A 25,452-nucleotide genomic window follows, 5' to 3' on the forward strand; every position below is an offset into this window, starting at 1 on the left:
TTATAGTTTCTGTTTTAACGCCACAAGCGCAGCACAGAATTCGGCGGGATGCGAGATAAACGGCGCATGCGCCGCTTTGGCAAACACCAAAGACTCGCTCTGCGGCCACAGTGCATCCAGCATCGGGACGACTTTGCGCGGCACCAGCCCGTCAAGATAGCCATACAACCGCAGGAAAGGCATTGCCACCGCGCACAGCGGTTCTCGCAGATCGACCGTTTTCAGGATCTCAAGTCCACCATTGAGCACCTCGACGTCCGGCATGGGTAAAGCCAGTACCGTTTTCTTCAGCGCTCGCGCATCCTGACGCGCAGTTTCTGTGCCCATCGTTTGCAATGCCAGAAAACGCTCCACCGTACGCTGGAAATCTTCGCTCAGCTGCTGCTGGAAACCTGCCAGCACCTCTGGCTTGATTCCCGGCCACTCATCCCGCGCGCTAAAGCAAGGGGAAGACGCGACGGTCACCAGCGCCTGAACACGCTCAGGATGCGTTAACGCTACCTGACTCGCGACCAGCCCACCCAGACTCCAGCCGAGCCAAATAGCTTTCTCCGGTGCCTGTTTCAATACCCGCTCAGCCATCTCTTCCAGCGACATTGCACCGAAACCCTGGCTACGACCAAATCCCGGTAAGTCGACAAGATGCAGCGTAAAATGCGAGCTCAGTTCCTCGCTTATGCAATGCCACACTTGCGCATTCAGTCCCCATCCGTGCAGCAGCACAAGATGGCAATTTCCCGAACCCTGGGTCTGCCACCAGATGTCATTCATCAGTTATTGTTCTCTTTTAGCCTGAAAGGATGCATCTATGCTAACAGTACCGGGATTGTGCTGGCTATGCCGAATGCCCCTGACGTTAGGGCATTGGGGGATCTGCTCAGTCTGTACGCGGGCAACGCGTCAACACGCCAGCCTGTGCCCTCAATGTGGACTCCCTGCCGCTCATACCGTCATTCCCTGTGGGCGCTGCCTGCAAAAACCGCCGCCGTGGCAGAGACTGGTTACCGTCAGCGACTATGTTCCGCCGTTGAGCGGGCTTATCCACCAGCTCAAGTTTTCACGACGCAGCGAAACAGCCTCAGCTCTTTCACGTTTGTTATTGCTGGAGGTACTACAGGCCCGGCGCGCCAGCGGCCTTCTTCTACCGGACAGGCTGGTCAGCGTCCCGCTCTGGCAACGCCGACACTGGCGCAGAGGGTTTAATCAGAGCGATTTACTGTGCCGTCCGCTGGCACGCTGGCTGGGTTGCGACTGGGACAGCCGGACCATCTCGCGGGTTCGGGCAACCGCCACACAGCACCATCTCAGCGCCCGATTACGTAAACAAAACCTGAAAAATGCCTTTCGCCTTGAATTGCCGGTGCAGGGACTCCATATGGTTATTGTGGATGATGTCGTCACTACCGGAAGTACCGTCGCGGAAATCGCGCAGCTGCTTTTACGCAACGGCGCGGCGACTGTCCAGGTATGGTGCCTGTGTCGAACCTTGTAGAGCCTCGATGATGGGCGTATTATAACCAAGTAAAATAGTCAACTATTAGGCCATTACTATGATCCATATTTCCGATGCTGCACAAGCGCACTTTGCCAAACTGCTGGCAAATCAGGAAGAAGGGACACAAATCCGCGTATTTGTGATTAATCCCGGCACGCCTAACGCTGAATGCGGCGTTTCTTATTGTCCGCCGGACGCCGTGGAAGCAACCGACACCGCCATTAAATTTGACCTGCTGACCGCATATGTTGATGAACTGAGCGCACCGTATCTGGAAGATGCAGAAATCGATTTCGTTACCGACCAGTTAGGCTCCCAACTGACCCTGAAAGCACCAAACGCCAAAATGCGTAAAGTTGCCGATGATGCGCCGCTGATGGAACGCGTGGAGTACATGCTGCAATCGCAGATCAACCCACAGCTGGCTGGCCACGGTGGTCGTGTCTCTCTGATGGAAATCACCGATGAAGGCTACGCCATTCTGCAGTTTGGCGGCGGCTGTAACGGCTGTTCAATGGTAGATGTAACGCTGAAAGAAGGTATCGAGAAGCAGCTGCTGGCTGAATTCCCTGAACTGAAAGGCGTTCGCGATTTAACCGAACACCAGCGCGGCGAGCACTCTTACTACTAACGCCTGAACCTGTAGAGTATCCGTAGGCCCGATAAGACGCCCCCGCGTCGCTATCGGGCATTAATGCCGGGTGGTAGCGTAATCGCTGACTCCGGCTTACGTCCCAACATTTTTTCGCATTTATCCTGCAACAATCCCCTGCATAATTTGACCAGCCTCTCATATTTTAAATTTTGCCTATCCAGGTGATTTTCAAGCGCAGTATGTTACCCGTATCATTCGTATCAGCACCTAACACACACATAATAGCCAGTTAAACTGATTAGTTTTGAAGGCAACCAGCATTGGTGCTGAGAATACTCTGTTCCCGGTCGGGACAATCGGAATTTGTCATCTAAACACTGACGTTACCCATAACAAAGTAAAGGCCAGGTAAATCATGCCATTAGTCATCGTTGCTATCGGTGTAATCTTGTTACTCCTCCTGATGATCCGTTTCAAAATGAACGGCTTCATCGCTCTCGTCCTGGTGGCGCTTGCTGTCGGATTGATGCAAGGGATGCCACTGGATAAAGTCATCGGTTCGATTAAAGCCGGCGTCGGCGGAACCCTTGGCAGCCTCGCCCTGATTATGGGTTTTGGCGCCATGCTGGGCAAAATGCTGGCGGACTGCGGCGGCGCACAGCGCATCGCAACCACGCTGATTGCTAAATTCGGCAAAAAACACATTCAGTGGGCGGTGGTATTAACCGGCTTCACCGTCGGTTTTGCCCTGTTTTACGAAGTTGGCTTCGTGCTGATGTTGCCGCTGGTATTCACCATCGCCGCTGCTGCTAACATCCCGCTGCTGTACGTTGGTGTGCCGATGGCGGCTGCGCTGTCCGTTACTCACGGCTTCCTGCCGCCGCACCCGGGTCCAACCGCTATTGCCACCATTTTCCACGCAGATATGGGTAAAACTCTGCTGTTTGGTACGATTCTGGCAATCCCGACCGTTATTCTCGCCGGTCCGGTATACGCGCGTTTCCTGAAAGGCATCGATAAGCCAATCCCGGAAGGTCTGTACAGCGCAAAAACCTTCACTGAAGAAGAGATGCCAGGCTTTGGCGTCAGCGTCTGGACCTCTCTGGTCCCGGTTATCCTGATGGCAATGCGCGCCGTGGCGGAGATGATTCTGCCGAAAGGCCATGCTTTCCTGACGGTTGCTGAATTCCTCGGTGACCCGGTCATGGCAACGTTGATTGCGGTGCTGATTGCGATGTTCACTTTTGGTCTGAACCGCGGACGTTCGATGGATCAGATTAACGACACGCTGGTGTCCTCAATCAAAATCATCGCGATGATGCTGTTGATCATCGGTGGTGGCGGTGCCTTTAAACAGGTTCTGGTTGATAGCGGCGTGGACAAATACATCGCCTCAATGATGCACGGCTCTAACGTTTCTCCGCTGCTGATGGCATGGTCTATCGCTGCAGTACTGCGTATCGCACTGGGTTCCGCAACCGTTGCAGCGATTACTGCAGGTGGGATTGTGGCACCGCTGATTGCAACGACCGGCGTAAGCCCTGAGCTGATGGTTATTGCGGTTGGCTCCGGTTCCGTCATCTTCTCCCACGTGAACGATCCTGGGTTCTGGCTGTTCAAGGAGTATTTCAACCTGACCATCGGTGAAACCATCAAGTCATGGTCAATGCTGGAAACCATTATCTCCGTCTGCGGTCTGGTAGGGTGTCTGCTGCTGGGTATGGTGGTTTAATCGAGACAGTTTGTAGGCCGGATAAGGTAAAGCCACCATCCGGCAATGTGCGTCAGAATTGCCTGATGGCGCTGCGCTTATCAGGCCTACGAGCTACGAGCTATCACCATAAAAAAGCCGGGGAAATCCCCGGCATTTTTACTTCTTCTTCGCGGCCGCTTTTCGCCGCTTATCCAAATCCTTAATCAGCTTATTCACGCCCTCATCGGCAAACATCTGCTCCAGCGTGGCGGTGAGTTTTCGCCGCCAGTTCTTGTACTGGTCGCTGGTCCCCGGAATGTTGACCGGCTCAGCCATATCCAGCCAGTCTTCCGGTTGCAGGCCCAGCAACGCACTGTTGCTGTCAGCGATGTAGCGTTGCATGCCGCGATTCAGAATCGGCGTCATCGACATCAGGGAAGCCTTGTGACCGGCACGTTTTGGCAGGCAGCCGTATTTGTGCAGCGCGTCCAGCAGCCCCTGTTTCGCCAGTTCCCGGTCCTGATACAACCCGCGCAGCACGACTTCATCCGGGTACAGGCCCAGTGCTTTACCCAGCGTCAGATCGCCGCTATCCCAATAACCTTTAAGCGTAGGAAGGTCATGCGTCGCCGCGACTGCCATTGATTGTTCCGGGTACGCTTTCGGCGCACGGAAGTTTTTCTCATGGTCATTCTCAAAATAAAGCACTTTGTAGGAGTAGACGCCGCTGTCACGCAGCTTGCTGACGATCTCCACCGGCACGGTACCCAGATCTTCACCAATCACCATGCAGTGGTGACGTTTACTTTCCAGCGCCAAAATTGACAGCAGATCGTCGACCGGATAATGCACGTAGGCACCGTGATCGGCAGTTTCACCGTAAGGGATCCACCACAGACGCAGCATCGACATGACATGGTCGATACGCAACGCGCCGCAGTTCTGCATATTGGCGCGCAGCAGTTCGATAAACGGTTCGTAAGCACGTGCCGCGATGATGTGCGGATCCATCGGCGGCAGTCCCCAGTTTTGCCCAAGCGGACCGAGAATATCCGGCGGTGCGCCAACTGAAGCTTTCAGGCAATACAACTCGCGGTCACACCAGGTTTCCGCCCCGCCTTCGGCCACGCCAACGGCCAGGTCGCGATACAGCCCTATCGGCATTGCAAAGCCCTGGCTGGTTTTCCAGCAGTCAGCAAACTGGGTATACGCCAGCCACTGTAACCACAGGTAGAAATCTACGTCATCACGATGTTCTTCGCAGAAGCGTTTTACCTCTGGCGAGTCCACTGACTGGAAAGCTTCTGGCCACACCGGCCAGCCCCAGCGCAATGCGTCCTCTTTCACCTGATGCGCATGCAGCGCATCAAAGGCCGCCTGCCAGTAGAGGCTATCCCCTTCCTGAGCCACAAACTGGCGAAATGCCGCCATCTGCTCATCATCACGCGCAGAGAAGCTTTTCCACGCCATACGTAGCGCCGTCATCTTCAGTGCGGTAACAGCAGAATAATCAACCCACTCGGCATCGCGGGCGCGTTGCAGAGCTTGCTGAGTCGCGGGTTTCTGCCACCACGCCTGCGCCTCTTTACTCAGACGGAAATCATCTACGGCGTTCACATCAATATAAATAATGTTCAGCCAGCGGCGTGACGACGGGCTGTACGGGCTGGCGCTCTCCGGATTCGCCGGATACAGCGCGTGAATCGGATTAAGCCCGATAAACGCGCCGCCGCGTTGCGCCACATCCACCAGCATGGTGCGGAGATCGCCAAAATCGCCGATCCCCCAGTTCTTTTCCGATCGCAGGGTGTAGAGCTGAACACATGCCCCCCACAGCTTCTGCCCGGCTAACAACGCCTGCGGTTCATAGCAGCGCTTTGGTGCCACGATGATACGACAATGGGAACGCAGCTCGCCCTGGGTCAGGGTCAACGTGTGATACCCCTCCGGCAGCTTCGCCGGAAGGTTAAAAGATTTACCGCCGACGGCATGCCCTTTGTGCTGCACGCCCTCTTCGGTGGTCAGCAGCCAGTTAAACTCTCCGCTTCCCTCAACCGCCAGCGACATTTTCTTGCCAGCGGTATAGACCATGACATTCGGCACCGGGGTTACCGCCACCTGAGTGGCAGCGGTGGTGCGATGCATGGCGTCAAGCAAACGCCGTTTGGTTTCGGCGCCAATAGACTGCGGTTTACCGTGGGCATTAATGTAATTGGGGCTGATCCCCGCCGCCAGCGCGGCATTATCCAGACGTTTGCTTTCCATCGCGATTCCTTAACGTTTCGCCTGCCAGATACGAGCCTGATAATCGCGGATGGAGCGATCCGAGCTGAACATGCCGCAACGCGCGGTATTCAGAATCGCCGCCCGGGTCCAGGCGTCCTGGTCACGATACAACACGTCAACCTGCTTCTGAGCTTCAACGTAGGCCGCGAAGTCCGCCATCACCAGATACGGGTCGCCGCCCTGCTTGCCGATACTGTGCAGCATCTGGTCAAAGGCATGCTTGTCGCCATCGCTGTATTTCCCGCTTTCCAGCTCTTTCAGGACAGCATCCAGCACTTTGTCTTTTTTACGCCATTTCACCGGGTCGTAGCCTTTGGCTTTGAGCGCCTTCACCTCTTCCACGGTATGACCAAAGATAAAGATATTCTCGTCACCCACCTTCTCGGCGATTTCGACGTTTGCGCCATCCAGCGTACCTACGGTTAACGCACCGTTCAGCGCCAGCTTCATGTTACCGGTGCCGGAAGCCTCTTTCCCTGCGGTTGAAATCTGTTCAGAGATATCCGCCGCCGGAATCAGCATTTCCGCCGCCGAGACACAATAATCCGGCAGGAAGACGACCTTCAGCTTGTCGCCGACTTTCGGGTCGTTATTGATGGTTTGTGCAACCTGGTTGATGGCGAAGATGATATTTTTCGCCAGGTAGTAACCCGGAGCAGCTTTTGCGCCAAACAGGAATACGCGCGGCACGCGATCTGCCTGCGGGTTCTCACGGATTTCTTTGTACAACGCCAGAATATGCAGCAGATTCAGGTGCTGGCGCTTGTACTCATGCAGACGTTTAATCTGAATATCAAAGATAGCGTTAGTCGTTATTTCAATACCGGTACGCGCTTTAATAAACTTCACCAGGCGCTCTTTGTTCGCCAGTTTGATGTCACGATACTGCTGGCGGAACTTCGCGTCGTCGGCGTATTTTTCCAGATTGATCAGCTGATCGAGATCGTTAGCCCACTCTTTTTTCAGCGATTTATCCAGCAGTGCGGCAAGCGCCGGGTTGCATTGCTTAATCCAGCGACGCGGAGTAATCCCGTTGGTGACGTTATGGAATTTGTTCGGCCAGAGCTGGTGATATTCCGGGAACAAGTCTTTCACCACCAGATCGGAGTGCAACGCCGCCACGCCGTTGACCGCAAAGCCGCTGACCACGCACATGTTGGCCATACGCACCTGTTTATTGTGTACCACTGCCAGTTTCGCCCAGACTTCAGCATCACCCGGCCAGGTTTTATCGACCAACGTCTTAAAGCGGTCGTTAATCTCTTTGATGATTTGCATGTGGCGCGGCAGTAGCGCTTTCACCAGCTTCTCATCCCAGCACTCTAACGCTTCCGGCATCAGGGTGTGGTTGGTGTAAGCGAAGGTCTTGCTGGTAATGGTCCACGCGTCGTCCCAGCTCATCTGGTGCTCATCAATCAGCACACGCAACAGTTCAGGGATCGCGATTGTCGGGTGAGTATCGTTAAGTTGAATGACTTCATAATCAGCCAGTTCGTGCAGTTTACGCCCTGCCAGATGATGACGACGCAGAATGTCGGCTACGGAGCAGGCGCACTGGAAGTACTGCTGCATCAGGCGCAGCTTTTTACCCGCGGTGTGGTTGTCGTTCGGGTACAGCACTTTCGTCAGTTTTTCAGCGTCGATGCCCTGCTGCTCTGCGCGCAGGAAATCGCCGTCATTAAATTTGGTCAGGTTAAACGGGTGCGCATGGCTGGCCTGCCACAGACGCAGCGGTTGCGCTACGCCGTTACGGTAACCGAGAACCGGCAGATCCCATGCCTGGCCGGTGATGGTAAACCCTGGCTCCCAGTGCCCTTCTTTGGTGACCTTGCCACCAATCCCAACCTGCACATCCAGCGCCTCGTTGTGACGGAACCACGGGTAGCTGCCACGATGCCAGTCATCCGGGGCTTCCATCTGTTGGCCATCGGCAAACGACTGACGGAACAGGCCGTACTGGTAGTTGAGGCCATAGCCCGTCGCCGACTGGCCGACTGTCGCCATCGAATCAAGGAAGCAAGCCGCCAGGCGTCCCAATCCACCGTTACCCAACGCCGGATCGATCTCTTCTTCCAGCAGGTCAGTCAGATTGACGTCATGCGCTTTCAGCTCATCGCTCACCACCTGATACCAGCCGAGGTTGAGTAAATTGTTGCCGGTCAGGCGACCAATCAAAAACTCCATCGAGATGTAGTTAACGTGACGCTGATTTTTTGCCGGTTTTGCCGCAGGCTGGGCGCTGAGTAACTCAGCCAACGCCCCACTCACTGCCTGCCACCACTGGCGCGACGTCATTTCTTGAGCCGACAGTAAACCGAAGCGCTGCCACTGACGCGTCAGGGCAGCCTGAAATTGATCTTTGTTGAAAGTAGGCTGTGACATAGGGGTTCCAGATCCTTAGGTAATAAAACAACGTTATCGCTAGTTTGCCTGGCTCGTTGTTGACATTCCTCATCCTGGCACGGATTAGGGAGGGAGGAGGAGCGGGGATGAGCATAAAAGTGTGATCTCCGCCACTTAAAGGGGAGGTAATTGCCCGTAAATTCGCGCAAACCCCGCATAACGCTCTTCGAATGACGCATTAGTAACAAAGGATTAATCGACAATATCAAATAGCGATATGACGATGAGAAACAATGTGTAAATAGGGAAATAGTTTCTAACCTGAAATATCTGTGCCCGATAAGATAATTCACATAAAACTTTTAAGTCGGCCACAAGATTCGGTGATATTCATTAGCTATTTGAGTAACCATATAAAAAGAGAGGGATTTTTCGACACAGTCAAAATTACAACGGATCCAGTCGCCACGCCTGTTGCGACTCTTTAAAGCATTTATTGCAATAGATGTATAGATTTGTGACATAGTGCAAAATCAGACACACAAAAAGTCCGCTTAGCTTGCATAAAACACCAATCTGGCCGACCTTATATCTATTAATTACGAAGCGCAAAAAAAATCATTCTTCCCTATTTTCACACAGTGAAGTGACTAACTTATGTTGATTCCGTCTAAATTAAGTCGTCCGGTTCGACTCGACCATACGGTGGTTCGTGAGCGCCTGTTGGCTAAACTTTCCGGCGCGAACAATTTCAGGCTTGCCCTGATAACAAGTCCTGCTGGTTATGGAAAAACGACGCTGGTTTCACAATGGGCGGCAGGGAAAAATGATTTAGGCTGGTATTCTCTGGATGAGGGCGATAATCAGCAAGAGCGCTTTGCCAGTTATCTGATCGCCGCTATCCAACAGGCAACAGGTGGACACTGCACCACCAGTGAAGCAATGGTGCAAAAACGTCAGTACGCCAGCCTGACATCACTGTTTGCCCAGCTATTTATCGAACTGGCCGAGTGGCACCGCCCGCTCTACCTGGTAGTAGATGATTATCATCTGATCTCTAACCCGGCCATTCACGAAGCGATGCGTTTCTTCCTGCGTCACCAGCCTGAGAACCTCACGCTGGTCGTGCTGTCGCGCAATCTGCCGCAGTTGGGTATTGCCAACCTGCGGGTACGCGATCAACTGCTGGAGATAGGCAGCCAACAGTTGGCCTTTAACCATCAGGAAGCCAAACAATTTTTCGACCGACGTTTGTCCTCCCCCATCGAAGCGGCAGAAAGCAGCCGGATGTGCGATGACGTTGCTGGCTGGGCCACAGCGTTACAACTGATCGCCCTTTCCGCCCGTCAGAATAATAACTCTGCTCACCAGTCGGCACGACGCCTCGCCGGGATCAACGCCAGCCATTTGTCCGATTATCTGGTTGATGAAGTGCTGGACAGCGTCGACCTCGGCACCCGTCACTTCCTGCTGAAAAGCGCCATTCTGCGTTCCATGAACGATGCGCTAATCGTCCGCGTTACCGGGGAAGAAAACGGCCAGATGCGGCTGGAAGAAATTGAGCGCCAGGGGTTATTCCTGCAGCGGATGGATGACGTTGGCGAGTGGTTCAGCTATCACCCGCTGTTTGGCAGCTTTTTACGCCAGCGCTGCCAATGGGAGCTGGCGAACGAACTGCCCGAAATACACCGCGCCGCCGCCGAAAGCTGGATGGCGCAAGGCTTCCCCAGCGAAGCTATCCACCACGCGCTGGCAGCCGGCGACGCCCATATGCTACGCGATATCCTGCTGAATCATGCGTGGGGACTGTTTAACCATAGCGAGCTGACGTTACTGGAAGAGTCGCTGAAAGCCCTGCCGTGGGAAAGCCTGCTGGAAAATCCGCGTCTGGTTCTGTTGCAAGCCTGGCTGATGCAAAGCCAGCACCGCTACGGAGAGGTTAACACCTTGCTGGCGCGCGCAGAGCAGGAAATGAAAGGCGACATGGAGCCGACACTGCACGCCGAATTCAACGCTTTACGGGCGCAGGTAGCGATTAACGACGGCAACCCTGACGAAGCCGAACGCCTGGCGAAACTGGCCCTGGATGAGTTACCCATCGCCTGGTTCTATAGCCGGATCGTCGCCACCTCGGTGCACGGCGAAGTCCTGCACTGTAAGGGCGATCTCACGCGCTCTCTGGCGTTAATGCAGCAAACCGAGCAAATGGCGCGTCATCATGACGTCTGGCATTACGCGCTGTGGAGTCTTATCCAGCAAAGCGAAATTTTGTTTGCCCAGGGCTTTTTACAGGCCGCCTGGGAAACTCAGGAAAAAGCATTCCAGCTGATCAAAGAGCAGCACCTGGAACAGCTGCCGATGCACGAATTTCTGGTACGTATTCGTGCGCAGCTACTGTGGGCATGGGCGCGTCTGGACGAATCAGAAGCCTCTGCCCGTAGCGGTATTGAACTGCTTTCCACTTTCCAGCCGCAGCAACAGCTACAGTGTCTGGCGCTGCTGGTTCAGTGTTCACTGGCACGGGGCGATCTCGATAACGCTCGCAGCCTGCTCAACCGCCTGGAAAACCTGCTGGGTAACGGTCACTATCACAGCGACTGGATCTCCAACGCCGATAAGGTGCGGGTGATTTACTGGCAAATGGTGGGCGACAAAAACTCGGCCGCCAACTGGCTGCGCCACACGCCAAAACCAGAATTCGCCAATAACCACTTCCTGCAAAGCCAGTGGCGCAACATCGCTCGCGCGCAAATCCTGCTCGGCGAGTTTGAACCGGCTGAGATTGTGCTGGAAGAGTTGAATGAAAATGCGCGCAATCTGCGCCTGATGAGCGATCTGAACCGTAACCTGTTGCTGCTTAATCAGCTCTACTGGCAGGCAGGGCGCAAAAATGACGCCCAGCGTGTGTTACTCGACGCCCTACAGCTGGCGAACCGCACCGGATTCATCAGCCACTTTGTTATCGAAGGCGAGGCCATGGCGCAACAACTGCGTCAGCTGATTCAGCTCAATACCTTACCGGAACTCGATCAGCACCGCGCCCAGCGCATTTTGCGTGAGATTAACCAGCACCACCGCCATAAATTTGCCCACTTCGATGAAGGGTTCGTTGAGCGTCTGCTTACTCACCCGGAAGTGCCGGAGCTTATCCGCACCAGCCCGCTGACCCAGCGCGAATGGCAGGTTCTGGGACTGATTTATTCGGGCTACAGCAACGAGCAGATCGCCGGAGAGCTGGCCGTCGCGGCAACGACCATCAAGACGCACATCCGCAATTTGTACCAAAAGCTCGGCGTCGCACATCGCCAGGATGCGGTGCAACATGCGCAGAAGCTGCTGAAGATGATGGGGTACGGCGTTTAGTTAATGCCTGATACGCAACGCTTATCAGGCCTGGGATTACCTTAGCACAGCTCTAACTGGATATGATGGTCAGCAATCACCTGCATCACACCAGCAGGCGGCAGCGTGTCGGTATACACCGCATCCACCATGCTGATGCTGCCCATATTAACCATCGCGTTACGCCCAAACTTCGAGTGGTCCACCACCAGCATCACATGCCGTGAATTCTCAATGATCGCGCGCTTGGTGCGAACTTCGTGATAATCAAACTCCAGCAGGGAACCGTCGCTGTCGATGCCGCTGATCCCTAAGATGCCGAAGTCCAGACGGAACTGAGAAATAAAGTCGAGGGTCGCTTCGCCCATAATACCGCCGTCGCGGCTACGCAGTTCACCACCGGCGAGTATTATGCGGAAATCCTCTTTCGCCATCAGCGTGTTCGCCACATTGAGGTTGTTGGTCACAATGCGTAAATTGCTGTGATTAAGCAGCGCGTGAGCCACCGCTTCCGGCGTGGTTCCGATATCAATAAACAGCGTAGAGCCGTTCGGGATCTGCGTGGCAACTTTGCGGGCAATGCGCTCTTTTTCCGCAGTCTGCGTCGCTTTACGGTCATGCCACGGGGTGTTGACCGAGCTGGATGGCAACGCCGCGCCGCCGTGATGGCGCAAAATCATGTTCTGATCGGCCAGATCGTTAAGATCGCGGCGAATCGTCTGCGGGCTGACGGAGAAATGCTCCACCAGCTCTTCAGTACTGACGTATCCCTGTTTTTTTACCAGCTCGATGATCGCGTCATGTCGTTGTGTTTGCTTCATTATGGTTCCCTGAAATTTTGCCGGATGCGCTGACGCTTATCCGGCCTACAAATTGGTCCAAACGCACACCGCCTTCCGGCACCACAAAACTTGAGTCAAGTTCGTTTTCGTACATTTATAGTATCGGCAAACGCCATTGCCAGACCCACGGCCAATCCGGCGATATGAGCGCCATTCGCCATCGACATGCCGAATAGATCAAACCAGCCGGCAACAATCCAGATCAAAGCAAAGATAATCAAACCACGCTGCAGGAAAATACCGCTTTGCGGATCGCGCTCGCCGCGCAACCACACGTAGCCCATCAGCGCATATACCACGCCAGACAGTCCACCAAACCACGGGCCGCTAAATTTCTGCTGAACATAGCCGCTCAACAGGGCGCTGATCACGGTAATTACAATCAGTTTTCCACTGCCCAGACGCTTTTCAACCGCACCGCCGAGATACCACCACCACAGCAGGTTGAACAGAATATGCATCAGCGAGAAGTGCATAAAAGCGTGGGTGAAATAACGCCAGAATTCAAATTTCAGCGAAGGATCAAACGGCCATGCCAGCCAGAGCATCACCGCCTGGTCGCCCAGCACGTTCATCGCAATAAACACCAGCACACACGCGGCCATCACCAACCAGGTTACCGGACCTGCGCGTTCGCGCAATGTGGCCAGGAACGGATAACGTTGGTAGTGCAGACCGCTGTCGGTCTGACCCGACTGCCAGCTTGCCGCGAGGTAGCGCGGATCGCCCGGATTCTCCAGAAATCGCGCCAGTTCAGCATGCACGCGCTCGGCCTGGGACTCATCCGCCAGCCAGACATCCGTTTGCTGATGTTGTTGAATCGTCAGGATAACGCCCTGTGTCGCCATATAATCAACAAATGCCTGCGCCACGCGGGGGTTAGCAAAAGAGGTAATCATCAACATGGTTGCTGTCGCTTCATCCACACAAAAGAGGACAGTATATATACCCTTCTTACTTCGAGCTGCATCTTTGTTGGCTTTCCTCGCTCACTCCGGTCACGTACTGTTCGTACGCTCCCGGAGATTCGCTGCGTCGCCGTCGCGATGCAACTCGAATTAATTTGGGTATAGCCTTACGAACCGTATGCCACTTCTGCCGGAAAATGTCGATGCCAGGCGTCGAAGCCGCCGTCAACGCTGTAAACCGCGTCATAGCCCTGCTGAAGAAGATATTGCGCCGCGCCTTTACTGCTGTTGCCGTGATAACACATCACCAACACGGCGGTGTCGAAATCATGCTCGCGCATAAATGACCCCAGCGTGTCGTTCGTCAGATGAAACGCCTGCGGGGCATGACCCATGGCATAGCTTTGCGGATCACGGATATCCACTAACACCACGCTCCCCTGATGCAGCTTCTGATGCGCTTCTTCGACATTAATACATTCAAACTGATCCATTGCTCTCTCTTCTTTATATAGCAGGTGACGCTTTTCAGACATGTTACTGCTTAGTGTACGTCCCGACGGCAGTTAAACACCATAATGTTATATGTATCACTGTAAATTGTTTATCCGATGTTACCAATGGCGCGATTCTTTGCTATTATGCTCGATAACGAACATTAATGAGCTATAACGAAAGTGCGAGAGGCCAGCATGGAAACCAAAGATCTGATTGTGATAGGTGGAGGCATCAACGGTGCCGGTATCGCGGCAGATGCCGCTGGACGCGGTTTATCCGTGCTGATGCTGGAAGCGCAGGATTTAGCCTGCGCCACCTCTTCCGCTAGCTCCAAACTCATCCACGGTGGCCTGCGCTACCTGGAACACTACGAATTTCGTCTGGTAAGCGAAGCGCTGGCCGAACGTGAAGTGCTGTTGAAAATGGCACCGCATATCGCCTTCCCGATGCGCTTTCGTCTGCCCCACCGCCCGCACCTGCGTCCGGCGTGGATGATCCGCATTGGTTTGTTTATGTACGATCATCTGGGCAAACGCACCAGTTTGCCAAGTTCTACCGGTTTGCGTTTTGGCGCAGACTCCGTAATGAAACCTGAGATTGTGCGCGGTTTCGAATATTCTGACTGCTGGGTAGACGATGCGCGACTGGTTTTGGCAAACGCCCAAATGGTCGTACGCAAAGGCGGAGAAGTATTAACCCGCACTCGCGCCACTTCTGCTCGCCGTGAAAACGGTTTGTGGATTGTTGAAGCTGAAGATATCGATACCGGCAAAAAATACACCTGGCAGGCGCGTGGCCTGGTCAACGCCACAGGTCCGTGGGTGAAAGAGTTCTTCGACGACGGTATGCACCTGCCATCGCCGTACGGCATTCGCCTGATTAAAGGCAGCCACATCGTAGTGCCGCGCGTACATACCCAGAAGCAAGCTTATATTCTGCAGAACGAAGATAAGCGTATCGTGTTTGTTATCCCATGGATGGACGAATTCTCGATCATCGGGACGACAGACGTTGAATACAAAGGCGATCCGAAAGCAGTGAAAATTGATGAAAGCGAAATCAATTACCTGCTGAAGGTCTACAACGCGCACTTTAAGAAACAACTGGGTCGTGATGATATCGTCTGGACTTACTCGGGCGTGCGTCCGCTGTGCGATGACGAGTCTGACTCACCGCAGGCGATCACCCGTGATTACACGCTGGATATCCACGACGAAAACGGCAAAGCGCCGCTGCTGTCGGTCTTTGGCGGTAAGCTGACGACCTATCGTAAGCTGGCTGAGCACGCGATGGAAAAACTGGCATCGTACTATCAGGGAATTGGTCCGGCGTGGACGAAAGAGTGCATTCTGCCTGGCGGCGACATTGGCGGCGATCGCGAAGATTACGCAGCCAAACTGCGCCGTCGATACCCGTTCCTGACCGAGTCGCTGGCACGCCATTATTCTCGCACCTACGGCAGCAACACCGAATGGGTCATCGGCGAAGCCACCTCGCTTGCCGAGTTAGGTGAAGACTTTGGCCATGAGTTTTATGAGGCCGAGCTGAAATATCTGGTCGATCACGAATGGGTTCGTCGCGCGGAAGATGCGCTGTGGCGTCGCACGAAAGAAGGTATGTGGCTGAACGCTGAGCAGCAGTCACGCATGACCCAGTGGCTGGCGGAGTATATCGAGAAACACCAGCTGTCGCTGGCGTCGTAAGCAAGTACACGAACGTAGGCCGGGCAAGCGAAGCGCCCCCGGCAACGAGCGCCCTGTAGGCCCGGTAAGCGTCATCGCTATCGGGCCTTTTGCCGGATGGCGGCTAGCGCCTTATCCGGCCTACAGGTAGTCCTATCCCTTATTACAACCGCACCGAATCAATATGCCAGATGTTTTCGGCGTACTCTTTGATCGTCCTGTCCGACGAGAAGTACCCCATGTTGGCGATATTAATCATCGACTTGGTGGTCCACTCTTCCGGGTGACGATACAGTTCATCAACCTTATCCTGGCAATCAACGTAGCTGCGATAATCCGCCAGAACCTGATAGTGGTCGCCAAAGTTAATCAGCGAATCCACCAGGTCGCGATAGCGTCCCGGCTCCTCAGGGCTGAATACGCCGCTGCCGATCTGCGTCAGCACCTGGTGCAGCTCTTCGTCTTTCTCATAATACTCACGCGGCTTGTAGCCCTGGCTGCGTAAAGCCTCGACCTCTTCCGCCGTATTACCAAAGATAAAGATATTTTCTGCGCCCACATGCTCCAGCATCTCAACGTTGGCACCGTCCAGCGTCCCGATGGTCAGCGCACCGTTAAGAGCAAATTTCATATTACTGGTACCGGAGGCTTCGGTCCCGGCCAGAGAAATCTGTTCAGAAAGGTCGGCGGCAGGAATAATCACCTGCGCCAGGCTGACGCTGTAGTTGGGGATAAACACCACTTTCAGCTTGTCGCCAATTTGCGGATCGTTGTTGATCACTTTGGCGACGTCGTTGATCAGGTGAATGATGTGTTTCGCCATGTAATAAGCCGAAGCCGCTTTACCGGCGAAGATATTCACACGCGGTACCCACTCAGCATCAGGATCGGCCTTAATGCGATTGTAGCGGGTGATCACATGCAGCACGTTCATCAACTGGCGTTTGTATTCGTGAATACGCTTTATCTGCACATCAAACAGCGATTTCGGGTTCACCACCACGTTCAGCTGCTGGGCAATGAGCGTGGCCAGACGCTTTTTGTTCTCCAGCTTCGCGCGGCGCACCGCCTGATTTACCAGTGGGTAATCGCAGTGCTGCTCAAGCTCGCTGAGCTGGCTGAGATCGGTGCGCCAGGTACGGCCAATGTTCTCATCCAACACTTCAGAGAGCGACGGGTTGGCCAGCGCCAGCCAGCGGCGCGGCGTCACGCCGTTGGTGACGTTACAGAAGCGAGTCGGGAAAATCTTCGCAAAATCAGCAAACAGCGACTGCACCATCAGGTTGGAGTGCAGTTCAGAAACACCGTTAACCTTGTGGCTCACCACCACCGCCAGCCATGCCATACGCACACGACGGCCGTTAGATTCATCGATAATCGACGTCCGTCCCAGCAGAGCGGTATCGTTCGGATACTGTTCCTGCAACGTCTTCAGGAAGTAGTCGTTGATCTCAAAGATGATTTGCAGATGGCGCGGCAGAATTTTGCCCAGCATATCGACAGGCCAGGTCTCCAGCGCTTCACTCATCAAGGTGTGGTTGGTATACGAGAAGACCTGGCAGCAGACCTCAAACGCATCGTCCCAGCTGAACTTATGCTCATCGATCAGCAGTCGCATCAGCTCAGGGATCGACAGCACCGGATGGGTGTCGTTGAGGTGAATGGCGATTTTATCCGCCAGGTTGTCGTAGGTTTTGTGCAGCTGATAATGACGGCTCAGAATGTCCTGCACCGTGGAGGAGACCAGGAAATACTCCTGGCGCAAACGCAGCTCGCGTCCTGAATAGGTGGAGTCATCCGGGTACAGTACGCGGGAGACGTTTTCGGAGTGGTTTTTATCTTCCACCGCCGCAAAGTAGTCGCCCTGGTTAAATTTACCGAGGTTGATCTCGCTACTGGCCTGGGCATTCCACAGACGCAGCGTGTTGGTGGCGTCGGTGTCGTAGCCGGGGATAATCTGGTCGTAGGCGACCGCGAGGATCTCTTCGGTTTCTATCCAGCGTGTTTTCTTACCTTCCTGCTGAATACGCCCACCAAAACGCACTTTGTAGCGCGTGTTGTGGCGTTTGAATTCCCACGGGTTACCGTATTCCAGCCAGTAGTCCGGCGACTCTTTCTGGCGGCCATCAACAATGTTCTGCTTGAACATGCCGTAGTCATAACGAATACCGTAGCCGCGTCCCGGCAATCCCAGCGTTGCCAGAGAGTCCAGAAAGCAGGCCGCCAGGCGCCCGAGACCGCCATTGCCAAGACCCGGGTCGTTTTCTTCGTCGATCAGATCTTCAAGATCCAACCCCATTCCTTCCAGCGCATTTTTGACATCGTCATAAATGCCCAGCGATAACAGTGCATTGGAAAGCGTGCGGCCAATCAGAAACTCCATAGACAGGTAATAGACCTGACGAGTTTCCTGAGATAATTGCGCACGGTTAGAACGCAGCCAGCGCTCCACGAGACGGTCGCGCACCGCGAACAACGTGGCGTTCAGCCACTCATGTTTATTGGCAATGACCGGGTCCTTACCAATCGTGAACATCAGCTTATAGGCAATAGAATGCTTAAGTGCCTCTACGCTGAGTGTGGGCGATGCATAAGTAAATGGAGCATTCATATAGGTGATTCCTGGATATCTATTTCAAGCGATAGTAAAGCTCACGGTATGACTTCGCCGCGACTTGCCAGCTAAAATCCATGGTCATGGCCTGACGTTGTACAAACCGCCAAAGCGAAGGCCGGGACCACAATACGAAAGCACGCCGGATCGCGCGTAACAGCGACCAGGCATTACTATCTTCAAATACAAACCCACTGGCGATACCGTCCGCCAGGTTTTCCAGCGAACTGTCAGAGACTGTATCAGCCAGCCCACCGGTGCGCCGCACCAGCGGCAGCGTGCCGTACTTCAGTCCATACAACTGCGTTAAGCCACACGGCTCAAAACGGCTGGGAACCAATATCACATCGGCCCCACCCATGATGCGGTGCGAGAAGGCTTCGTGATAGCCGATCTGCACACCCACCTGTCCTGGATGTTCCGCCGCTGCGGCGAGGAATCCTTCCTGTAATACCGGATCGCCCGCGCCTAGCAATGCCAGCTGTCCACCCTGCTCTAACAACCCCGGCAGCGCTTCCAGCACCAGATCCAGCCCTTTTTGACTGGTCAGACGGCTCACCACAGCAAACAGCGGTACTTTATCGTTGACCTTAAGTCCCATCGCTATCTGAAGCTGACGTTTGTTTTCTGCCTTCTCCTCCAGCGTGTCGCGCGTATATCGCGATGCCAGCAGGAGATCGGTTTCCGGGCTCCAGATTTTTTCATCAACGCCGTTCAGCACGCCGGAAAGGCGCCCTTCGCGATGACGTTGCTGCAACAGACCTTCCATGCCGTAGGCAAACTGCGGCTCGGTAATTTCCCGCGCGTAGGTCGGACTGACCGCCGTAATGTGGTCGGCGTAGTACAACCCTGCCTTCAGAAACGAAATCTGCCCGTTAAACTCCAGTCCGTGCATATTAAAGAACGACCATGGCAATTGGATGTCATCCATATGCTTTGCATAAAACATGCCTTGATACGCCAGGTTGTGGACGGTGAACACCGATTTCGCCGGATGGCCGCGCGCCGCCAGATACGCCGGAGCCAGACCCGCATGCCAGTCGTGCGCATGCACCACATCCGGGCGCCAGAATGGGTCAAGGCCACAGGCCATTTCACAGCCAACCCAGCCCAGCAATGCAAAACGCTGCACGTTATCGGTATAAGCAAACAGGTTAGTGTCGTGATACGGACTACCGGGGCGGTCATAGAGATGCGGCGCGTCAATCAGGTAAATACCCACGCCGTTGAAATGCCCGAACAGCAGCGTGATACGTCCGGCGAAGGTATCCCGACGCGTCACTACCTGCGCATCGGGAATGCCGCGACGAATATCAGGAAACGCCGGAAGCAGCACGCGGGCATCCACGCCGTCCGCTATTTGCGCTGCGGGTAACGCCCCAATAACATCCGCCAGTCCCCCGGTTTTTAACAGGGGGAACATCTCTGAACAAACGTGTAAAACCTGCATTATCGCTCCTGTTTGATCTGCAGTTTGCGCAGCATTTCACGCGTGACCAGCACAATACCTTCCTCTGAACGGTAGAAACGACGCGCATCTTCTTCCGCGTTTTCACCAATCACCATGCCTTCGGGAATAACGCAGGCGCGGTCGATAATGCAACGACGTAAGCGGCACGAACGTCCCACCCACACTTCAGGTAACAACACTGCCGAATCAATGTTACAGAATGAATTCACCCGCACTCGCGGGAACAGAACGGACTGCACCACCACTGAACCTGAAATTATGCATCCGCCAGAAACCAGCGAGTTCAGCGTCATTCCGTGGCTGCCGGAACGGTCCTGAACAAATTTTGCCGGTGGCAGCGATTCCATGTGCGTACGGATTGGCCAGTCCTGGTCGTACATGTCCAGTTCAGGCGTCACCGAAGCCAGATCGAGGTTCGCCTTCCAGTAGGCTTCCAGCGTACCCACGTCACGCCAGTACGGCTCGGATTCCGGGTCAGACTGCACGCAGGACAACGGGAATGGATGTGCATACGCCATGCCAGCTTCGGTGATTTTCGGGATAATGTCTTTACCGAAATCGTGACTGGAGTTTTCATCAAGGTCATCTTCCGCCAGCAATTCATACAGATAATCGGCGTTGAAAACGTAGATCCCCATACTGGCAAGAGATTTGGTCGGGTCGCCAGGCATGGCTGGCGGGTTGGCGGGTTTTTCAACGAACTCGATAATTTTATCGGTGTCGTCCACGTCCATCACGCCAAACGCGCTGGCCTCTTCAATAGGCACTGGCATACAGGCCACGGTGCAACGCGCGCCTTTCTCGACGTGGTCGATCAGCATGCGTGAGTAGTCCTGCTTGTAGATATGATCGCCCGCGAGGATCACCACATATTCCGCTTTATAGCGTCGAATGATGTCCAGGTTTTGGGTCACCGCATCCGCCGTGCCGCGATACCAGTTTTCACCCTGCATTCTCTGCTGAGCAGGTAGCAGATCGACGAACTCGTTCATCTCTTCGCTAAAGAACGACCAGCCGCGCTGAATATGCTGCACCAGCGTGTGGGACTGGTACTGAGTGATCACGCCAATACGGCGGATCCCGGAGTTAATACAGTTGGATAAGGCAAAATCGATAATGCGGAACTTACCGCCAAAGTGCACAGCAGGTTTGGCACGTTTGTTGGTTAAATCTTTTAAGCGGGTACCGCGGCCACCGGCCAGGATCAGGGCAACAGATTTTAATGGCAGCTGGCGCGCCAACATTACACGATCGTTCTTCTCTAAACTCACCATGACTAACTCCTTTTTTATCTTCTCTGGAACACACACAGTCCGTGCGCAGGTCCCTGCCAGACAGCCGTAAGCACCGGATTATCCTCTCCGGCAAATGGGGGAACGGCGCACCATCCCCCTTCAGGTAAAACGATATCTGTCACCTCAAGCGTGGCATTTATTGCAATCAGAAAACGGTCTGAAAGCAGGATTTGCATCTGCCTCGGGCCGTTTTGCCACTCATCCGCACTTAAGGGTTGTGCGTACTTATTCAGCCAACGAACATTGCCATCGCCCTCTTCCCACCAGCGATCGTCCGTTAATGCAGGAATTTGCTGACGAAGATGGATCAGGGCAGCGGTAAATGTGGTTAGTCCGCTGTTTGCCTGCTGCCAGTCCAGCCAGGTTAGGGCGTTATCCTGGCAGTAAGCGTTATTGTTGCCGTGCTGGCTATGACCATGCTCATCGCCCGCCAGCAACATCGGCGTACCCTGGGAGAGCAACAGCGTGGTTAACAGCGCATGAATGCTGTCGCGCCGCCGCTCAATCAGGTCCAGCGTGCCGCCTAATCCTTCTTTACCATGATTGTCGCTGTAGTTATTGCTAGTGCCGTCGCGATTTTCCTCACCATTCGCTTCATTGTGCTTATTTGTGAAGCACACACAGTCGCGTAGCGTAAAACCGTCGTGCGCAGTCACCAGATTGACCGTCGCGCTGGGTTTGCGACCATTGCGTTTAAACACGTCGCTTGATGCGGCAAAACGCCCGGCAAACTCACCCAACGAGAGATTACGCTGGAGCCAGAAGCGTCGGGTCGCATCGCGGAAATGGTCATTCCACTCGGCAAACGGCGGAGGGAAATTCCCCACCTGATAGCCGCCTTCACCAATATCCCACGGTTCCGCAATCAGCTTAACGCGTGAGAGCTGCGGACAGTTTTGGATCGCGGTAAACAGCGGCGCATCCTGACGAAACGCAGGTGTACGCCCCATGACGGAAGCCAAATCAAAACGAAAACCATCCACATGGCAGGTTTCAACCCAGTAGCGCAGGCATTCACATGCGTATTCCACAACGCCGGGATGGCTCAGATTGAGGGTGTTCCCACAACCGGTCCAGTTGTAGTAATCACCATCGTCCCTGATCCAATAATAGCTACGGTTATCAATTCCGCGCAGCGAGAAGACGGGGCCTTCGAGATCCAGCTCGGCGCTGTGGTTCAAAACGATATCGAGAATGACCTCAATCCCCGCTTTGTGCAGCGCTTTTACCGCGTCGCGAAACTCATCAAGCGCACTCTCCGGCGAACAGGCATAGGCCGGATGCAGCGCGAACATCGCTACCGGGTTGTAGCCCCAATAGTTCGGCAGCCCCAGCCGTTGAAGCCGTGGTTCGCTGGCAAAATGCGCCACCGGCAGCAGCTCCAGCGCGGTAATGCCGAGGCGCTTGAAGTAATCGATCATCACTGGATGGCCCAGCGCTTTGTAGGTTCCGCGAATCTCTTCCGGCAGCTCAGGATGCAAATACGTCAACCCTTTGACATGCGCTTCGTAAATCACGGTATTGCCCCACGGCGTGCGCGGCGGGGCATCATCCTCCCAGTCATAATGATCGGACACCACCACGCCCTTCAGCGCGATGGTGGCATTATCATGATGATCCGGTTCATTTAGCCCACCGTGCAGCAGCGGGTTATCTTTTAACTCGCCATCCACCCGACGGGCGCAAGGGTCAAGCAGCAGCTTGGCCGGATTAAACCGGTGGCCCTGCTGCGGTTGCCATGGGCCATGAACACGATAGCCATAGCGCAGACCGGGCCGGGCGTTGGCCAGATAGCCATGCCAGACATCACCGCTACGCCCCGGCAGGTCATAGCGAAGTTCGCACCCTTGCTCATCGAATACGCATAATTCAACGCGTTCAGCGTGGGCCGAGAAGAGTGTGAAATTGACACCATGGCCGTCATACGTTGCACCATGGGGGGTGGCGTTGCCGGTTGCCAGTTGCGTCATTACCCCTCCCGGACCAGCCAAATCGTTGCCAACGGCGGTAACGTGAGGCTCAGTGAGTGCTGACGACCATGGCTGGCGATTTCATCGCTGTGCACCGCACCGCCGTTACCGGTATTGCTGCCGTGGTAATGCATCGAGTCGGTATTGAGGATCTCACGCCATTTGCCTGGCTGATTGATACCGAAGCGATAGCCGTGGCGGGGCACAGGCGTAAAGTTACTGACCACGATGATTTCATTGCCGACCTTGTCACGACGCACGAAAGCCAGCACCGAACGTTCATTGTCATCTACCACCAGCCACTCAAAGCCATAGGCGTCAAAGTCGAGCTCGTGCAGCGCTTTGTGATGACGGTAGGTGTGGTTCAGATCGCGCACCAGACGCTGTACGCCGTGGTGCCAGTTATCGCCACCTTCCAGCAGGTGCCAGTCGAGGCTGGCGTCATGGTTCCATTCACGTCCCTGCGCAAACTCGTTGCCCATAAACAGCAGTTTTTTGCCCGGGAAGGCCCACATCCAGCCGTAGTAGGCGCGCAGGTTGGCAAACTTCTGCCATGCGTCTCCCGGCATGCGATCGAGAATGGATTTTTTACCGTGTACCACTTCATCATGCGACAGCGGCAGGACAAAGTTTTCGGTGTAGTTGTACAGCATGCCGAAGGTCAGCTTGTCGTGATGGTACTGACGATGAATCGGGTCCAGCTTCATGTAGTCCAGCGTGTCGTGCATCCAGCCGAGGTTCCACTTATACCAGAACCCTAAACCGCCCATATCCTGTGGTCTTGAAACGCCGGCAAAGTCGGTGGACTCTTCCGCCATGCTCACCGCGCCCGGAACTTGCTCGCCAAGAATGCGGTTGGTATTGCGCAAAAACTCAATGGCTTCAAGGTTTTCACGACCACCAAATTCGTTTGGGATCCATTCCCCTTCTTTGCGGCTGTAGTCGCGATAAATCATCGACGCCACGGCATCCACGCGCAACGCGTCGATCCCAAAACGTTCAATCCAGTACAGAGCATTACCCACCAGGTAGTTGCTGACTTCACGGCGACCGTAGTTGTAGATCAGCGTGTTCCAGTCCTGGTGATACCCTTCGCGCGGGTCGCTGTGCTCATAAAGGTTAGTGCCATCAAACTCTGCCAAACCAAAGTCGTCCGATGGGAAATGGCCCGGCACCCAGTCGAGAATGACGTTCAGCCCCGCCTGATGCGCGGCATTCACGAAATAGCGGAAATCATCGCGAGTCCCGAAGCGACGGGTCGGCGCATACATGCCGGTAGGTTGGTAACCCCAGCTACCGTCGAACGGATGCTCGTTAATCGGCAACAGTTCGAGGTGGGTAAAGCCCATCCACTTGGCGTAAGGCACTAACTGATCCGCCAGCTCGCGGTAGCTCAGCCAGAAGTTGTTATCGGTATGACGACGCCATGAACCCAGATGTACTTCATAGATAGAGATCGGCGCATCAAACTGATTGGCTTTTTTACGCTCCTCGCTTTGCACCACTTTTTCCGGCAGACCGCAAATAAGTGACGCGGTTTCCGGGCGCATTTGCGCTTCAAACGCGTAAGGGTCGGCTTTAATCCGCAGCTTACCGTTGGCATCGATCATCTCGTATTTATACAGCTGACCATGCTGCGCACCGGGGATAAACAACTCCCAGATACCGCTTTCTTTACGCAGGCGCATCGGGTGGCGACGGCCATCCCAGTAGTTGAACTGACCAACCACCGAAACACGCTGGGCGTTGGGTGCCCAGACGGAGAAACGAGTACCGGTGACGCCATCCATGGTATCCGCATGCGCACCCAGCGTTTCGTAAGGTCGCAGATGCGTACCTTCAGATAACAGCCATGCATCCATATCCTGGATCAGCGGACCAAAACGATAAGGGTCATCAATCAGATTCTGCTGTCCATGCCAGACAACGGCCAGCTGATAGCGAAAGAAATTTTTACGGCGGGGAAGTACTGCACAGAAAAAACCGCGAGAGTCGAGGCAATCCAGCTTGCCGACTTTGCGTCCGGTTTTGGGTTCGATCACCCACACTTCGGTGGCGTCAGGTAATAGGGCGCGGACTTCGAGTCCAGCATCAGTTTGGTGCATACCGAGTACGGAAAAAGGATCCGCAAAATGGCCTGCAATTAGCGCATTAATCACGTCTCTATCGATACGAACGGACATGGTTGTCATCCTGTTTTATGGTGTCACCCCTTCCAACTGATTTTCGACATCAGGTAGTGACACTTTTTTTGACCTGAACGGCGCAGCACAATTGTGCATCCTCTCTGCGTCGTCCCACCTTCAGGCAACAACTTAATACCTCCGGTACTAAGTCACCCTTAAAGAATAGCCAATGCTTTATCTTACTCCTGGTAAAAAATGAAACATCTGCGCTTACTCCTGTATTACGCAAAAA

General features: G+C 54.4%; 16 protein-coding genes. 5 read left to right on the forward strand and 11 right to left on the reverse strand.

Features of this window, described 5'->3' with window-relative positions; all coding sequences use genetic code 11:
* Positions 1 to 771, reverse strand: a complete 771-nt coding sequence (bioH, locus tag OGY37_RS19690; RefSeq protein WP_126956377.1) for a pimeloyl-ACP methyl ester esterase BioH — start codon at positions 769 to 771, stop codon at positions 1 to 3.
* A gap of 37 nt (positions 772 to 808) precedes the next feature.
* Here bioH and gntX point away from each other — a divergent pair, with 37 nt between their 5' ends.
* The 3 genes from gntX (at position 809) to gntT (ending at position 3,822) form a co-directional block, all read left to right on the forward strand.
* Complete coding sequence (gene gntX, locus OGY37_RS19695) at positions 809 to 1,492, forward strand: DNA utilization protein GntX (RefSeq protein WP_126317290.1); 684 nt, start codon at positions 809 to 811, stop codon at positions 1,490 to 1,492.
* A gap of 58 nt (positions 1,493 to 1,550) precedes the next feature.
* Positions 1,551 to 2,126 carry a Fe-S biogenesis protein NfuA gene (nfuA, locus tag OGY37_RS19700; protein ID WP_003023509.1) on the forward strand — a complete coding sequence of 192 codons (576 nt, stop codon included), beginning with the start codon at positions 1,551 to 1,553 and terminating at the stop codon, positions 2,124 to 2,126.
* Between the two features lie 379 nt (positions 2,127 to 2,505).
* Positions 2,506 to 3,822: a gluconate transporter gene (gene gntT / locus OGY37_RS19705; RefSeq protein WP_003023507.1), complete on the forward strand. Its 1,317-nt coding sequence runs from the start codon at positions 2,506 to 2,508 to the stop codon at positions 3,820 to 3,822.
* A 138-nt stretch (positions 3,823 to 3,960) separates the two neighbouring features.
* Here the strand turns inward: gntT and malQ are convergent, their stop codons facing one another.
* Positions 3,961 to 6,048 (reverse strand): 4-alpha-glucanotransferase, encoded by a 2,088-nt coding sequence (gene malQ, locus OGY37_RS19710; protein WP_126317289.1) that lies wholly within the window; start codon positions 6,046 to 6,048, stop codon positions 3,961 to 3,963.
* 9 nt (positions 6,049 to 6,057) lie between these two features.
* Complete coding sequence (malP, locus tag OGY37_RS19715) at positions 6,058 to 8,451, reverse strand: maltodextrin phosphorylase (protein WP_286621642.1); 2,394 nt, start codon at positions 8,449 to 8,451, stop codon at positions 6,058 to 6,060.
* A 618-nt stretch (positions 8,452 to 9,069) separates the two neighbouring features.
* On the opposite strand from malP, the gene malT reads away from it, so the two are divergent.
* Complete coding sequence (gene malT, locus OGY37_RS19720; RefSeq protein ID WP_032945235.1) at positions 9,070 to 11,775, forward strand: HTH-type transcriptional regulator MalT; 2,706 nt, start codon at positions 9,070 to 9,072, stop codon at positions 11,773 to 11,775.
* A gap of 41 nt (positions 11,776 to 11,816) precedes the next feature.
* On the opposite strand, the gene OGY37_RS19725 is transcribed toward malT, so the two are convergent.
* From OGY37_RS19725 to glpE, 3 genes are all read right to left on the reverse strand, one after another.
* On the reverse strand, positions 11,817 to 12,575 hold the full coding sequence (locus tag OGY37_RS19725; RefSeq protein ID WP_003023499.1) for a DeoR/GlpR family transcriptional regulator: 759 nt from the start codon (positions 12,573 to 12,575) through the stop codon (positions 11,817 to 11,819).
* Positions 12,576 to 12,670: 95 nt separating this feature from the next.
* Positions 12,671 to 13,501 carry a rhomboid family intramembrane serine protease GlpG gene (glpG, locus tag OGY37_RS19730; RefSeq protein WP_003827632.1) on the reverse strand — a complete coding sequence of 277 codons (831 nt, stop codon included), beginning with the start codon at positions 13,499 to 13,501 and terminating at the stop codon, positions 12,671 to 12,673.
* A 170-nt stretch (positions 13,502 to 13,671) separates the two neighbouring features.
* The gene (gene glpE, locus OGY37_RS19735) at positions 13,672 to 13,998 is read right to left on the reverse strand and encodes a thiosulfate sulfurtransferase GlpE (protein ID WP_220771317.1); all 327 of its coding nucleotides are present in this window, start codon (positions 13,996 to 13,998) and stop codon (positions 13,672 to 13,674) included.
* 198 nt (positions 13,999 to 14,196) lie between these two features.
* On the opposite strand from glpE, the gene glpD reads away from it, so the two are divergent.
* The gene (glpD, locus tag OGY37_RS19740) at positions 14,197 to 15,705 is read left to right on the forward strand and encodes a glycerol-3-phosphate dehydrogenase (RefSeq protein WP_008786343.1); all 1,509 of its coding nucleotides are present in this window, start codon (positions 14,197 to 14,199) and stop codon (positions 15,703 to 15,705) included.
* 142 nt (positions 15,706 to 15,847) lie between these two features.
* Here the strand turns inward: glpD and glgP are convergent, their stop codons facing one another.
* From glgP to glgB, 5 genes are read right to left on the reverse strand one after another with little or no spacing between them, the layout of a single operon-like run.
* Positions 15,848 to 18,295, reverse strand: coding sequence for a glycogen phosphorylase (glgP, locus tag OGY37_RS19745; protein ID WP_003827624.1), 2,448 nt, complete (start codon positions 18,293 to 18,295; stop codon positions 15,848 to 15,850).
* 19 nt (positions 18,296 to 18,314) lie between these two features.
* Complete coding sequence (glgA, locus tag OGY37_RS19750) at positions 18,315 to 19,748, reverse strand: glycogen synthase GlgA (protein ID WP_286621646.1); 1,434 nt, start codon at positions 19,746 to 19,748, stop codon at positions 18,315 to 18,317.
* Entirely contained in the window at positions 19,748 to 21,043 is a 1,296-nt protein-coding gene (gene glgC / locus OGY37_RS19755) for a glucose-1-phosphate adenylyltransferase (RefSeq protein WP_003827621.1), read from the reverse strand. Before glgC ends, glgA begins: the two co-directional genes overlap by 1 nt.
* 14 nt (positions 21,044 to 21,057) lie before the next feature.
* Positions 21,058 to 23,034 carry a glycogen debranching protein GlgX gene (gene glgX / locus OGY37_RS19760; RefSeq protein ID WP_286621649.1) on the reverse strand — a complete coding sequence of 659 codons (1,977 nt, stop codon included), beginning with the start codon at positions 23,032 to 23,034 and terminating at the stop codon, positions 21,058 to 21,060.
* Positions 23,034 to 25,217: a 1,4-alpha-glucan branching enzyme gene (glgB, locus tag OGY37_RS19765; protein ID WP_003827616.1), complete on the reverse strand. Its 2,184-nt coding sequence runs from the start codon at positions 25,215 to 25,217 to the stop codon at positions 23,034 to 23,036. Before glgB ends, glgX begins: the two co-directional genes overlap by 1 nt.
* Positions 25,218 to 25,452 lie beyond the last annotated feature (235 nt).

It is taken from the genome of Citrobacter sp. Cpo030 (assembly GCF_030333005.1).
Taxonomy (GTDB): domain Bacteria; phylum Pseudomonadota; class Gammaproteobacteria; order Enterobacterales; family Enterobacteriaceae; genus Citrobacter; species Citrobacter portucalensis.

What these genes read in the sequence shown, in the direction of transcription:
- bioH (WP_126956377.1), bottom strand. Translation starts at nt 771, where the DNA reads ATGAATGACATCTGGTGGCAGACCCAGGGTTCGGGAAATTGCCATCTT.
- gntX (WP_126317290.1), top strand. Translation starts at nt 809, where the DNA reads ATGCTAACAGTACCGGGATTGTGCTGGCTATGCCGAATGCCCCTGACG.
- nfuA (WP_003023509.1), top strand. Translation starts at nt 1,551, where the DNA reads ATGATCCATATTTCCGATGCTGCACAAGCGCACTTTGCCAAACTGCTG.
- gntT (WP_003023507.1), top strand. Translation starts at nt 2,506, where the DNA reads ATGCCATTAGTCATCGTTGCTATCGGTGTAATCTTGTTACTCCTCCTG.
- malQ (WP_126317289.1), bottom strand. Translation starts at nt 6,048, where the DNA reads ATGGAAAGCAAACGTCTGGATAATGCCGCGCTGGCGGCGGGGATCAGC.
- malP (WP_286621642.1), bottom strand. Translation starts at nt 8,451, where the DNA reads ATGTCACAGCCTACTTTCAACAAAGATCAATTTCAGGCTGCCCTGACG.
- malT (WP_032945235.1), top strand. Translation starts at nt 9,070, where the DNA reads ATGTTGATTCCGTCTAAATTAAGTCGTCCGGTTCGACTCGACCATACG.
- OGY37_RS19725 (WP_003023499.1), bottom strand. Translation starts at nt 12,575, where the DNA reads ATGAAGCAAACACAACGACATGACGCGATCATCGAGCTGGTAAAAAAA.
- glpG (WP_003827632.1), bottom strand. Translation starts at nt 13,501, where the DNA reads ATGTTGATGATTACCTCTTTTGCTAACCCCCGCGTGGCGCAGGCATTT.
- glpE (WP_220771317.1), bottom strand. Translation starts at nt 13,998, where the DNA reads ATGGATCAGTTTGAATGTATTAATGTCGAAGAAGCGCATCAGAAGCTG.
- glpD (WP_008786343.1), top strand. Translation starts at nt 14,197, where the DNA reads ATGGAAACCAAAGATCTGATTGTGATAGGTGGAGGCATCAACGGTGCC.
- glgP (WP_003827624.1), bottom strand. Translation starts at nt 18,295, where the DNA reads ATGAATGCTCCATTTACTTATGCATCGCCCACACTCAGCGTAGAGGCA.
- glgA (WP_286621646.1), bottom strand. Translation starts at nt 19,748, where the DNA reads ATGCAGGTTTTACACGTTTGTTCAGAGATGTTCCCCCTGTTAAAAACC.
- glgC (WP_003827621.1), bottom strand. Translation starts at nt 21,043, where the DNA reads ATGGTGAGTTTAGAGAAGAACGATCGTGTAATGTTGGCGCGCCAGCTG.
- glgX (WP_286621649.1), bottom strand. Translation starts at nt 23,034, where the DNA reads ATGACGCAACTGGCAACCGGCAACGCCACCCCCCATGGTGCAACGTAT.
- glgB (WP_003827616.1), bottom strand. Translation starts at nt 25,217, where the DNA reads ATGTCCGTTCGTATCGATAGAGACGTGATTAATGCGCTAATTGCAGGC.